The sequence below is a fragment of the Streptomyces sp. NRRL F-5727 genome (genome assembly GCF_000719555.1).
Lineage (GTDB): Bacteria > Actinomycetota > Actinomycetes > Streptomycetales > Streptomycetaceae > Streptomyces.
The window spans coordinates 107,881-119,955 of sequence record NZ_JOGX01000003.1 but is presented as its reverse complement, the minus strand read 5'-3'; the positions used below and the strand labels follow the sequence as shown (position 1 = coordinate 119,955).

Sequence of the window (12,075 nt, the reverse complement as noted above, 5' to 3'; positions counted from 1 at the left end):
CCCACCGTTCTTGCGATGATCGGTCGGTGACTTCCCCCCAGCAGTCCCCCGATCCGCAGGGCCACGAGCACGGCCACGAGCACGGGCACGGTGTCGGCCGGCCCGGACCGGACCACGGTTCCGGCCATGGTCACAGCCACAGCCACGGGCCGGCCGCGCCGGTCTCCCGCCATCTGCGCAGGGTCATCGCGGCCGTCCTGATTCCCTTCGCCACCGCCGTCGTCGTCGGTCTCCTGGTGCTCTGGCCCGGGGGCACGCCGGCGCACGAGCGGACCGGGGTCGGCTTCGACCGGCAGACCGAGCAGGGCAAGGTCGTGGCGGTCGAGCAGGTGGACTGCAGGGACGTGAACGCGGCGCAGGTGCCGCCCACCGGCGACACCTCCACCCCGCAGGGTCGCGAGGCGGTCAACGCCCAGCAGGGCCAGTGCGCGAAGGCGACGATCGAGGTCACCAGCGGTCCGGACAAGGGCCGCCGGTTCACCGAGATCGTGCAGCCGGACGCCCCGCGCCAGCTGGAGGAGGGGCAGGGCGTGGTCGTCGCCTACGCCCCCGACGCCCCGAAGGACCTGCAGTACTCGGTGACGGACGTCAACCGGAAGGTGCCGATGGCGGTCCTCGCCGCCATCTTCGCGCTCGCGGTCGTGCTCGTCGGCCGGATGCGCGGCGTGATGGCGCTGATCGCGCTCGCGGTGAGCTTCCTGGTGCTGACGCTCTTCATCCTGCCCGCGATCCTTGAGGGTTCGAACCCGCTGATCGTGGCGGTGGTGGGATCGAGCGCGATCATGCTGCTCGCGCTCTACATGTGCCACGGCCTGTCGGCCCGCACCTCGGTCGCCGTCCTGGGCACGCTGATCTCGCTGCTGCTGATCGGACTGCTCGGGTCCTTCTTCATCGGCTGGGCCTCGCTCAGCGGCAACACCGACGACTACACCGGGCTCATCCACGGGCTCTACCCGGAGATCGACATGTCCGGCCTGCTGCTCGCCGGTGTGATCATCGGTTCGCTCGGTGTTCTGGACGACGTGACCGTCACCCAGACCTCGGCGGTCTGGGAGCTGCACCAGGCCGACCCCGGCATGGGTCCGCGCGCGCTCTACCGGGCCGGGATCCGGATCGGCCGCGACCACATCGCCTCGGTGGTCAACACCCTGGTCCTGGCCTACGCCGGCGCCTCGCTCCCGCTGCTGCTGCTCTTCACCATCGCGGACAGCAGCATGGGGACGGTGGCCAACAGCGAGCTGGTGGCGGAGGAGATCGTCCGGACCCTGGTGGGATCGATCGGCCTGGTCGCCTCTGTGCCGGTCACGACGGCGCTCGCGGCGCTGGTCGTGTCGGCCGACCGCCCGTCGGAGGAGGCCGGCGGCCGGCCGCCGGGCCGCGGCGGACGCCGGCGCCGCGCCAAGTGACGGGCGCGCGGCGGCCGTACGGAGCGGGGCGGGTCAGGTCGGTCGGATCGGGTCGACCGAGTCGGTCGGCTCGGGCCGGAGTCAGGCCGGGTCGGGTCGGTCGGCTCGGACCGGGTCGGGTCGGGTCGGGTCGGGTCGGGAGCCGTACGGAGGAGGCGCGGGCGACGGCCGTACGGAGGGGGCGCCGGGGTCAGGCCGGGCCGGCGCTCTCCTCGGCGAGGATCCGGCCGAGCGCGGCCTCCAGGCTGTCCTCGAAGTCGCCCAGTGTCTGTTCCTGACCGAGCGGGACCAGCTTGTCCGTACGGTCGAGGAAGGCGACGAGCGGCGGGGCGCTGGCGCGGAAGAGGGCGCGGTCACCGCCCACCTGGAGCCGGATGGAGACGTCCGACAGGCCCTCGGGGTCGGTCGGGGCGATGTGGACGTCGCCGTCCCCGCTCGGGCGGTTGATCCCGTCGAGCAGCAGCTCCCTGCCGAACGCCCAGGTCACCGGCGCGTCTCCGGGAAGGTGGAAGGTCATCCGCACCGCGTAGGGATCCCGGGTCTCGTATCGCAGTTCGACCGGGATCTTGAAGGAGAGCTCCTCCGAGACGAGGAAGCTCATCAGGACCTCGGCCTGAACCGACTCTCGCATCATGTACCCCGCAGTAGATGGAGCAGTTGTGTAAACACAGCTGCTGAAAGCTGTGACCGAAACGGCCAGGAATGATCCCCCGTGGCCCTCTTGACGCAATCGTGCTGTACGCGCTAGCGGATCACAAGGAGTGATTTTTCAGATACTGATAGAGAAGGCGAGCGAACTGAAGAGGCTTCCGATCTCGGTACGTAGCCGCTCGACTGCTGGGAGCAACCGTTCTTCCTGGTGAAGCGGGAGGGAAATGGCCAGAGTGGCCGCCGTGGAGCCCACCGTGATGGGGATGGCCGCGCAAACCGTGCCGAGCGCATATTCCTGACGCTCCACCAGGGGTTCCATTCGCCCCAAACCGGCCAAACGATCCAAAAGCACCTGCCGGTTACGCACCGTGTACGGAGTGATGGCTTCCACCGGGTGGCGGTCGAGGTGGTCTTGACGAGATCTCAGATCGAGTTGGCTGAGCAGACACTGCCCGATCGCGTGGGCGTGGCCGGTCTCCCGGAAGTCGGCCCACTCCTCGACGGCGGGGGAGTTGGGGGTGTCCGCGACGGAGACGAGTTCGATCTCGCCCTCGCGGTAGAGCGCGAAGTAGACCGGCACACCGATCTCGTCCCGCCAGTGGGCGAGGGAGTCCTCGATCTTGGTGCGACGATTCTGCACAGCCCCGCCGCCGGCCAGCCGGGCGGCTGCCTCCCCCAGATAGAAGACGCCCTTGTCGCGGACCAGATAGCCCTCGTGCGTCAGGGTGCGGAGCAGGTGGTACGTCGTGGGCAGCGGAAGGCCCGTCTCCCGGGCGAGCTGCTTGGCGGGGGCACCGTCCGCGTGGGAGGCCACGGCCTCCAGAAGTCTCAGCGCCCGCTGCACCGAGCCGATCAGCGTCGGCGCAGCTGTCTGCATAGCCATGGCCAAAGGTCACCCCCAGGCGTGACAACGGATGCGTCGCACCCGCTCGCGGGGGCCGCCCCCGCGCTCCCGCCGGGCCTGGGACACCGATGGGGTCCGACGGATCGGACCCCTCAGGGACGAGCGGGAAACCGCTGGTCTGCCGGGAGATCTACGCCCGTAGCCCCGACTCGGCGGAGATCTGCCACTCTAGTGGCTCGTCCTCACCCCCCACCCTGTTTCCACCAGCGCGTTCCCCCTGCCGGGCTAACGCCCGGCAGACGCCGAATACCGATGAGTAGCTTGTGCTACCAGTCGCGGTCCGACTTCTTCGGGCTGCCGAACTTCCGTACGGCGTAGATGAGTCCGGCCACGAGCGCGACGAACAGCAGCACCTTGAACAGCAGACTGATCACGAAGGTGAGGACGCTGGTGATGAATCCGCCGAAGACAAGCAGGACCAGAGCGGGTATCGCGACCCACTTCACCCACCACGGCAGTCCCGCGAGCATCTCCTGTACGGCCATGGCTCTCTCCCTCGCTCTCGAAGCCCCGTCCGGAAGCCTGCGTCCCGGACACGGTCAAGGCTAGGCGGCGGACCGGCGCCGCAGGGGCTCCGGGGCCCGGGCTCTCCCCTGATCCACCCCCTAGGGGAATCAGGGAGGATTCACGGTCCCACCCCGAGTCGGCCCCCCGTTCCCCGGGCCGGATCCCGCCTCGCGCCGGCCCGGTTCGGGCCCCGTCGGCCCGGCTCACGCCCTCCCGCCGGCCCGGCTCACGCCTCCGGCGGCGAGAAGACCACCAGGACCCGCAGGTCCTCGCTGATGTGGTGGAAGCGGTGCGGCACCCCGGCCGGCACATAGACCACGCTGCCCCGCGCCACCTGCGTCGTCTCGTCCCCGACGGTGATCGCCGCCCGGCCGGAGACCACGAAGTACACCTCGTCCTGGCCGTGCGGCGACTGCGGGTCCAGCTCGCCCGCGTCGAGCGCGTACAGCCCGACCGACATGTTCCGCTCGCGCAGGAACTGGAGGTACGCCCCCTGGTTGGCGAGGCGTTCCGCCTCCAGATCGTCCAGCCGGAATGCCTTCACTGCCGTTCGCCCCTGCCCTAGGCCCGATCGTCTCTGCCACGATCAGACACATGAAGAATTTCGTAGTCAAGACGCTCGCCAACGCGGGCGCCCTGGGGGTCGCCATCTGGCTCCTCCAGGACATCACCCTGACCGGTGACAGCACGGGCAACAAGGTCGTCACCCTGCTGCTCGTCGCCCTCGTCTTCGGCCTCGTCAACTTCCTGGTCAAGCCGATCGTGAAGCTGCTGACGCTGCCCCTCTTCATTCTGACCCTCGGCCTGATCACCCTGGTGGTCAACGCCCTGATGCTGCTCCTCACCTCGTGGCTGGCCGACCAGTTCGACCTCAGCTTCCACGTCGAGGGCTTCTGGACCGCCGTACTCGGCGGCCTGATCATCTCCGTCGTCTCGTGGGCGCTCAACGTGGTGCTCCCGGACGGGGACTGAGCGGCCGCCATGACCTACCGCGTCTGCTTCGTCTGCACCGGCAACATCTGCCGCTCCCCGATGGCCGAGCACGTCTTCCGCGCGCGCGTGGAGGAGGCCGGCCTCGGCGGTGCGGTCGAGGTGGACAGTGCGGGCACCGGCGGCTGGCACGAGGGCGAAGGGGCGGACCCGCGCACCGTCGCCGTCCTGGCGGAGCACGGCTACACCTCCGCCCACACCGCCCGGCGGTTCCGCGCCTCCTGGTTCTCAGCCCTCGATCTGGTGATCGCGCTCGACGAGGGCCACCTCCGGGAACTCCGCCGCCTCGCCCGTACCCCCGACGAGGCGGCGAAGATCCGGCTGCTCCGCTCGTACGACCCCGCCGCCGGGGACGCGCTCGACGTCCCCGATCCGTACTACGGCGGGCGGGAAGGGTTCGAGGAATGCCTGCGGATGACCGAGGCCGCGAGCGAGGGACTGCTCGACGCGGTCCGGGCCGGACTGCGGGCCGGCACATCGGGGGACGAGATCGAGGAAAGGACCCTGTGAACCCGTGAGCCCCCAGGAACAGCACCACCCCGGCGAGGGCGCCGGCGACGGCACCCTCGCCGTACGGGCCGGCCTGCCCGAGCCCGTCAAGTACGAACCGACCCTGCCCGGACCGGTCTTCGCCGCCCACTTCCACCTCCCCGGCGAGCCCACCGGCCCGTACACCTACGGCCGCGACGAGAACCCGACCTGGACCCACCTGGAACGGGCCATCGGCACCCTGGAGGCGCCCGGGGAGGCCGCGGTCGAGACCGTGGTCTTCGCCTCCGGCATGGCCGCCATCTCCGCCGTCCTCCTCTCCCAGCTCTCCGCCGGCGACGCCGTCGTCCTGCCGACCGACGGCTACCAGGCCCTGCCGCTCCTCCACGAGCAGCTGCGCGCGTACGGGATCGAGGTGCGCACCGCCCCGACCGGCGGGGACGCGCAGCTCGACGTGCTCGACGGCGCCAAGCTGCTGTGGATCGAGACCCCGTCCAATCCCGGCCTCGACGTCTGCGACATCCGCCGGCTGGTCGCCGCGGCGCACGCCGGCGGGGCCCTCGTCGCCGTCGACAACACCCTCGCCACCCCGCTCGGTCAGCGGCCGCTCGAGCTCGGCGCGGACTTCTCGGTCGCCAGCGACACCAAGGGCATGACCGGCCACGGCGACATCCTGCTCGGCCACGTCAGCTGCCGCGACCCGCGCCGGGCCGCGGAGGTACGCCGCTGGCGCAAGATCGTCGGCGCCATCCCCGGGCCGATGGAGGCATGGCTCGCCCACCGCTCGCTCGCCACGCTCCAGCTGCGGATCGACCGCCAGTGCGCCACCGCCCTGGAGCTCGCCCGGGTCCTGGCCGGCCACCCCGACGTCACCGGGCTGCGCCACCCCGGACTCCCGGACGACCCCTCGCACGAGGTCGCCGCCCGGCAGATGCGCCGCTTCGGCTCGGTGATCTCCTTCGAGCTCGCCGACCGCGCACGAGCCGAACGCTTCCTGGACGAACTGCGCCTGGTCGACGACGCCACCAGCTTCGGCGGGGTGCGCTCCTCGGCGGAGCGGCGCGGACGCTGGGGCGGGGACGCCGTCGCGGAGGGCTTCATCCGCTTCTCGGTCGGCGCGGAGGACCCGGAGGACCTGATCGCCGACGTGCTGCGGGCGCTCGACGCGGCGCGCAAGGCCGGCTGACAAGGCTCGGACGGGGGCGCTCCGAGCCTCCCCCCTCGTGGCTCGGAACGCCCCGGTCCTCACGCGGAACCCGCCCGGACAAGGCTAGTTGACTGTGCGTCAGTGTCCAATCACGGGAGCGACAGCGACCTATCGACATATTTATAGTGGGACGATCCTGCGATGAGGCACGGCCGGCCGGGGAGGGGCGCACATGGATCTGGCCCTGCTGCGCACGTTCGTCGCGGTGCACCGGGCCGGTTCCTTCACCCGCGCCGCCGCGCTCCTCGGCCTCTCCCAGCCCGCCGTCACCAGCCAGATCCGCACCCTGGAGCGGCAGCTCGGCCGGCCGCTCTTCCTGAGACAGGCCCGCGGGGTCACCCCCACCAGCATCGGCGACGAACTCGCCCACCGCGCCGCCCCGCACCTGGACGCCCTGGTCGAGATCGCCGAGACGGGGCTCGACGTCGAGCGCGGCGTCCGCACCCTCCACGTCGCCGGGCCTCCCGAGTTCACCTCCCTGCGCGCCCTGCCCGCGCTCGCCCCGCTCGTCGCCCAGGGCCTCGCCCTGCGCGCCTCCTTCGTCGGCAACACGGAGGAACTGCTCGACGGGCTCGCCGCCGGCCACCACGACCTGGCCCTCGCCACCGCCCGGCCGCGCGGCGGACTGCTCACCGCCACCCCGCTCTGCGACGAGGAGCTCGTCCTGGTCGCGGCCCCGCGCTGGGCCGCCCGGCTCTCCCCCGAGGTGCTGCTCGCCACCGGCGCGGTGGTCCTGGACCAGCTCCCGGTGGTCGAGGTGCACGAGTCGCTGCCCTTCGCCGCCCGCTACTGGGCCGCCGTCTTCGAGACGGCGCCGGCCACGGCGGCCACCGTCATCGCCCCCGACCTGCGGGCCGTCCGGGAGGCCGCGGCGGCCGGGGCGGGGCTGGCCGTGCTGCCCCGCTACCTCTGCGAGGAGGCGCTGGAGCGGGGACGGCTCGTGGCGCTGCTCGATCCGCCGGTGCCACCACTGCGGACCTACTTCCTGGTGGCCCGGACGGGAACCCTCGCACTGACCCACATCGCACGGGCCCACGAGGAACTGGTGCGGGCCGCGGGGGACTGGTGAGTTTCAGCCGGGTGGGAACGGGCCATTTTCTTCCCATGCCCGAACGCCCCGTGGTCAAGCGCACCGCACGCGCCATCCTGCTCGACGGAGACGACCTCATCCTCATCAAACGCACCAAGCCGGGGATGGATCCGTACTGGGTCACGCCCGGTGGCGGCGTCGAGCCCTCCGACTCCACCGTCGTCGAGGCCCTCCACCGCGAGGTGCACGAGGAACTCGGCGCCAAGATCGTCGATGTGGTCCCCTGTTTCGTCGACACCGTCGAGCACATCGTCGACGGCGGCGTCTCCGGCGTGAAGGTCCAGCACTTCTTCGTCTGCCGGCTGGAGTCGATGGACCTCAGGCAGCGGCACGGCCCCGAGGTCGACGAACCCGTCGGCGAGTACGAGATCGTCCGGGTGCCCTTCAACCGCGTCGGCATCGCCGCCGTGCACCTGGTGCCGCTCTCACTGCGCCACTACCTCGACGGGAACATCGAGGGGGTGCGCGCCATGCACGCCCCCGACCTCGGCTGACCCGGCCCCCACCACGGCGAGCTCCGCCAGGAAGTCATGGCGGATCCGCTCCGTCGGGACCCCCGAGCCACGCAGCACGTCGATGCCCTCCCGGACCATGCCCAGCGGGCCCGAGAGGTACGCGTCCCGCTCGGTCCACGGGCCCGCCTCGCGGACCGCCTCCGGCAGCGGGCACTGCGCCTCGGTGACCGGGTGCACGGCGAGCCAGGGGAAGGTCTTCTGCAGCCGCAGCAGGGTGTCCATGTCGTAGAGGTCATGGCCCCTGCGGGCCCCGTAGAAGACGTCGACCTTCCGCCGGTCACCGTGCTCGGCGACGTCCTCCACCAGCGCCTTGATCGGCGCGATGCCGGTCCCGCCGCCCAGACAGAGCAGGCCCGTGTCGGTGGCGTGGTCGACCGTCATCGAACCGGCCGGCGGGCCCAGCCGCAGCACGTCCCCGGGCCGGGCCCGGTGCACCAGCGCCTGGGAGACCCAGCCGGCCGGCACGGACTTGACGTGCAGGGTGAGCAGTCCGTCCGGGCGGGGCGCCGACGCGAAGGAGTAGTGCCGCCAGACGCGCGGCCACCAAGGCGTCTCCAGCGTCGTGTACTGCCCGGCGAGGAAGGGGTACGGCGCGTCCGGCCGCAGCGTGAGGACCGCGATGTCGGGGGTCCGCAGATCGTGCGAGACCACCTCGGCCTGCCACCAGGCCGGGGCCTTCACCTCGTCCTCGGCGGCCGCGTCGATCATGATCTGCGAGATCACCGTGTACGCCCGGACCCAGGCCGCCTCGGTCTCCGCGTCCCAGCTCCGCTCCGCGTACCGGACGAGCGCGCCGATCAGCGCCTCCCCGACCGCCGGGTAGTGGGCCGCCTCGACACCGTACTTGCGGTGCCCGCGCCCGAGATGGCCCAGGTACTCGCCGAGGAAGGCGCTGTCGTCCATCCGCTCGGCGACCGTCAGCAGCGCCTTGAGCAGCCGGTCCCGCTGGGTGTCCATCGCGGCCGGGAAGAGCTCCCGCAGGGCCGGGTTCCGGACGAAGAGCAGCGCGTAGAAGTACGAGGTCACCTTGTCGGCGACCGGGGCGATCTCCTCAAGGGTGCGGCGGACGAGCACCGCATCGGGGGAGGGCCCCGCTATTCGGGCCCCCGTCCCGTCGGTCGTGCTGGTCGGACCATCCATCATGTGCCTCGCCTCACGCAGCCGGCTTCCGTGCTCGCAGCATGACGGCCGCCGGAGAGGCTTCGGGCGGAAAGCGGCGTTCTCGGGCCAAAGGGCAGGCTTGCGGACTAGGCTCCACTCTTTCGGCGCGGGCCTGTTTCACGTGAAACCGGCGCGGTGCGCCTCATACGGCACGACGAGGGCCGCGGTTCACGGAGCACAGCCGGGCGCGTTTCACGTGAAACATCACCTGAAAACCTCTGGACGGAAGATCACCCCGTCGGAGAGCCTGGCCGTCATGCCGATCTCCCCCACAGACCTCGCACAGCTCCCCGTCCGGCGCCTCGACCCGAACGACCTCCTGGCCTGCGCCGACCTCTCCGAGAACCGCGGCTGGCCGCGCGAAGAGCACAAGTGGGGCCTGCTGCTCGCCGCGGGCACCGGGTACGGCATCGACGACCCCGACGGCGAGGGCCTGCTCGCGTGCTGCGTGGTGACCTCGTACGGCCCCGAGCTCGCGGCCATCGGCATGGTGCTCGTCGCCGAGCGCTACGCCCGCCGCGGCGTCGGGCGCCGGCTGATGGAGTACGTCCTGGAGACGGCCGGGGAGACCCCGTTGACGCTCTACGCCACCCCGAACGGGCAGCCGCTCTATGAGGGGCTCGGCTTCACCGTGTTCGGCCGCTCCGAGATGGTGAAGGGCCGCTTCACCGCCTCGGCGCCCGCACCCCGCGTGCCGGTCCGCCCGGCGACCGCCGAGGACCTCCAGGAGGTGCTCCGTCTGGACGAGGAGATCTTCGGCCTCGACCGGACCCCGCTCATCACTCGGCTCCCGGCCTTCGCCGACCATCTGCGGGTCGCCGTCGAGGACGGCGCGATCACCGGCTTCGCCGCGGCCTGGCCCAACATGGACACCCATGTCGTCGGCCCGCTGATCGCCCGCGACACCGCCACCGCCCAGGCACTGGTGGAGTCACTGGCGGCCGCCAGTGACCGTCCGCTGCGCACGGACGTCGATCTCCGGCACACCGAGCTGCTGGGCTGGCTCAAGGAGAACGGCCTGGAGCCGATCGCCGTCAACGCGATGATGGTCCGCTCGCTCCCCGGTCTCCCCGGCGACGCCGACCGGCGCTTCGCCCCGCTGACCGTCGCGGCGGGCTGACCCGCCCTCAGCCGTCGGCACGCTCTGGACGAGGCCACGAGGAAACCGAAGCCGGCCCGTCGGGTCCGGGTCGTCGAAGCCGGGCCCGGCGCCCTTCGACGCGGGTCGTACGCTGCGGGCATGAGCGATCTCGAGATCCGTCCCGCCACCGCGGAGGACGTGCCCGCCATCGTCGCAATGCTCGCCGACGATCCGCTCGGCGCCCAGCGGGAGTCCCCGGACGACCCGACGCCCTACCTCGCCGCCTTCGCCCGGCTCGCGGGCGACCCGAACCAGCACCTCGTGGTCGCCGTCCGCGCCGGGAAGGTCGTCGGCACGCTCCAGCTGACGATCGTCCCCGGGCTCTCCCGGCGCGGCGCCACCCGCTCGATCATCGAGGGGGTACGGATCCACTCCGAGGAGCGCGGCGGCGGCCTGGGGACCGTGCTCATCGAATGGGCCGTCGAGGAGTCCCGGCGCCAGGGGTGCGCGCTGGTCCAGCTCACCTCCGACGTCACCCGCACCGATGCCCACCGCTTCTACGAGCGGCTCGGCTTCGAGGCCAGCCATGTGGGGTTCAAGCGGGCGCTCTGACCGTTCGGGGGCGAAGGGCCGTGTTTCACGTGAAACACGGCCCTTCGCCCCCGGAGGCCGGATCAGAGCCCGCGCCAGCCCTTCTCGTCCACCCCGCCCGGGACCGCGTCCCCGGGCTCGTACGGGTCCCGCGTGAAAACGAAGGAGCCGAGGTCGAGATGGCTGACGGTGCCGTCGGGGCGCCGCACCACCCGGAGCGTCTCCCCCGCGTAGTAGCCGTCCAGACCGATCCAGCCGCCTTCGGGCAGCGCCCGGAAAGCCGCGCGCCGGCCCGCGCCCCGCAGCGGCTCCAGCACCACCCCGCCCTCCGCTCCGAGCCGCAGCGTGTAGGAGTACGTTCCCCAGTACCAGGGGCCGGTCAGCGCCAGGAGGTCCTGGTCGACCTCGGACGCGGGCAGCGGGCGCCACGGCTCGGGCAGCCTGGGCTCGGCCTCCGCCACGATCCGTACCAGGTCGGCGGCGACGACCCCGGGCTGTGGTCCGCTCGTCGCGTTGGCGAGGGCCACGCCGACCAGGCCCTCCGCGACGTCCACCCACAGCCCGGCGACGAAGCCGGGCAGCGAGCCGCCGTGACCGATGAGCGTGCCCCTCTCCTCGTGGGCGAGCTGGAGCCCGAGGCCGTACCCCATCTGCACGTCGCCCGCGGCCGGCGGCGAGGCGGGAACCCGCATCTCGGCGACGGTGGCGGCGCTCAGCACACGGTCGTCACCCTCTGCGAGGAAGAGGCCGAACCGGCAGAGGTCGGCGGCCGTCGACCACAGCTGGCCGGCCGGAGCCATCACCCCCAGGTCCTCCGAGGGCTCGGGCAGCATGACGTCGGCCCAGGGGTGCACCGCCCAGCCCCCCGCGTGCGGGGCGACCGGCTGCCCCGTCGTCCGGTCCATGCCCAGCGGCTCCAGGATCTCGGTGCGCAGTGCCTCCTCCCAGGAGACTCCGCGGACCGCCTCGATCAGGGAGCCGAGCAGGGTGTAGCCGGGGTTGGAGTAGTGGAAGCTCCGGCCGGTCGGGTGGAGCAGGGGCGTCTCCCCCAGGACGTCCGAGAGTTCGGGCCGCGTGGCCCCGGGCGTCCGCTCCCACCAGGGCGAGGGTGTCTCCGCGGCGAGCCCCGCGGTGTGGGCGAGCAGCTGGGCGACGGTCGCCTCGCCCACCCCCGTACCGGGCAGGTGCTTCTCCAGCGGGTCGTCGAGACCGATCAGCCCTTCGTCGCGAAGCCGCAGGACGAGGACGGCGGTGAACACCTTGGTGATCGATCCGATCCGGTACTGCGTGTCGGCGTCGGGGGCGTGCCCGTCGACGCAGCTGCGGGCACCGCTCCAGACCATCGCGCCCCCGCGCGCGACGGCGCCGACGAACGAGGGCGCGCGGCCCTCGCTCTGGGCGCGGGCCACACGGTGCAGCAGGGAACGCTCGGTGGTGGGCAGCAGGGCTTCGAAGGCTGAGGTCATGAACCGATCATGCCGCG

The 12,075-nt window shown here is 72.0% G+C and carries 14 protein-coding genes; 8 read left to right on the top strand and 6 right to left on the bottom strand.

Annotation, left to right across the window (positions count from 1 at the left end):
- Positions 1-26 precede the first annotated feature (26 nt).
- Positions 27-1,406: a YibE/F family protein gene (locus IF73_RS0103220; RefSeq protein ID WP_420706532.1), complete on the top strand. Its 1,380-nt coding sequence runs from the start codon at positions 27-29 to the stop codon at positions 1,404-1,406.
- A gap of 190 nt (positions 1,407-1,596) precedes the next feature.
- On the opposite strand, the gene IF73_RS0103215 is transcribed toward IF73_RS0103220, so the two are convergent.
- The 4 genes from IF73_RS0103215 to IF73_RS0103200 all read right to left on the bottom strand — a co-directional run bounded on the left by IF73_RS0103215 (position 1,597) and on the right by IF73_RS0103200 (position 4,012).
- Positions 1,597-2,037 (bottom strand): SsgA family sporulation/cell division regulator, encoded by a 441-nt coding sequence (locus tag IF73_RS0103215; protein ID WP_030493805.1) that lies wholly within the window; start codon positions 2,035-2,037, stop codon positions 1,597-1,599.
- Positions 2,038-2,175: 138 nt separating this feature from the next.
- Positions 2,176-2,940: an IclR family transcriptional regulator gene (locus IF73_RS0103210; RefSeq protein WP_234338140.1), complete on the bottom strand. Its 765-nt coding sequence runs from the start codon at positions 2,938-2,940 to the stop codon at positions 2,176-2,178.
- Positions 2,941-3,227: 287 nt separating this feature from the next.
- Positions 3,228-3,446: a DUF5326 family protein gene (locus tag IF73_RS0103205; protein WP_031003165.1), complete on the bottom strand. Its 219-nt coding sequence runs from the start codon at positions 3,444-3,446 to the stop codon at positions 3,228-3,230.
- A gap of 248 nt (positions 3,447-3,694) precedes the next feature.
- A complete protein-coding gene (locus tag IF73_RS0103200) occupies positions 3,695-4,012 on the bottom strand; it encodes a cupin domain-containing protein (protein ID WP_031003164.1) in 318 nt (105 codons plus the stop codon).
- A gap of 50 nt (positions 4,013-4,062) precedes the next feature.
- On the opposite strand from IF73_RS0103200, the gene IF73_RS0103195 reads away from it, so the two are divergent.
- From IF73_RS0103195 to IF73_RS0103175, 5 genes are all read left to right on the top strand, one after another.
- Entirely contained in the window at positions 4,063-4,440 is a 378-nt protein-coding gene (locus tag IF73_RS0103195) for a phage holin family protein (RefSeq protein WP_031003162.1), read from the top strand.
- 9 nt (positions 4,441-4,449) lie between these two features.
- Positions 4,450-4,968: a low molecular weight protein-tyrosine-phosphatase gene (locus IF73_RS0103190; protein WP_031003160.1), complete on the top strand. Its 519-nt coding sequence runs from the start codon at positions 4,450-4,452 to the stop codon at positions 4,966-4,968.
- A 4-nt stretch (positions 4,969-4,972) separates the two neighbouring features.
- Positions 4,973-6,133 (top strand): cystathionine gamma-lyase, encoded by a 1,161-nt coding sequence (locus IF73_RS0103185; protein WP_037878144.1) that lies wholly within the window; start codon positions 4,973-4,975, stop codon positions 6,131-6,133.
- Positions 6,134-6,326: 193 nt separating this feature from the next.
- Positions 6,327-7,223 carry a LysR family transcriptional regulator gene (locus IF73_RS0103180; RefSeq protein ID WP_031003156.1) on the top strand — a complete coding sequence of 299 codons (897 nt, stop codon included), beginning with the start codon at positions 6,327-6,329 and terminating at the stop codon, positions 7,221-7,223.
- Positions 7,224-7,258: 35 nt separating this feature from the next.
- Positions 7,259-7,738, top strand: coding sequence for an NUDIX domain-containing protein (locus tag IF73_RS0103175; RefSeq protein ID WP_031003155.1), 480 nt, complete (start codon positions 7,259-7,261; stop codon positions 7,736-7,738).
- Here IF73_RS0103175 and IF73_RS0103170 read toward each other — a convergent pair.
- Positions 7,670-8,902 carry a globin domain-containing protein gene (locus IF73_RS0103170; protein ID WP_107049186.1) on the bottom strand — a complete coding sequence of 411 codons (1,233 nt, stop codon included), beginning with the start codon at positions 8,900-8,902 and terminating at the stop codon, positions 7,670-7,672. The genes IF73_RS0103175 and IF73_RS0103170 overlap by 69 nt on opposite strands.
- Before the next feature lie 274 nt (positions 8,903-9,176).
- Here IF73_RS0103170 and IF73_RS0103165 point away from each other — a divergent pair, with 274 nt between their 5' ends.
- Together IF73_RS0103165 and IF73_RS0103160 are read left to right on the top strand one after the other, a co-directional pair.
- Positions 9,177-10,040, top strand: coding sequence for a GNAT family N-acetyltransferase (locus tag IF73_RS0103165; RefSeq protein WP_031003151.1), 864 nt, complete (start codon positions 9,177-9,179; stop codon positions 10,038-10,040).
- Positions 10,041-10,160: 120 nt separating this feature from the next.
- Positions 10,161-10,613: a GNAT family N-acetyltransferase gene (locus IF73_RS0103160; protein WP_031003149.1), complete on the top strand. Its 453-nt coding sequence runs from the start codon at positions 10,161-10,163 to the stop codon at positions 10,611-10,613.
- A gap of 62 nt (positions 10,614-10,675) precedes the next feature.
- Here the strand turns inward: IF73_RS0103160 and IF73_RS0103155 are convergent, their stop codons facing one another.
- Positions 10,676-12,058: a serine hydrolase domain-containing protein gene (locus tag IF73_RS0103155; protein WP_031003147.1), complete on the bottom strand. Its 1,383-nt coding sequence runs from the start codon at positions 12,056-12,058 to the stop codon at positions 10,676-10,678.
- Between the last annotated feature and the right edge of the window lie 17 nt (positions 12,059-12,075).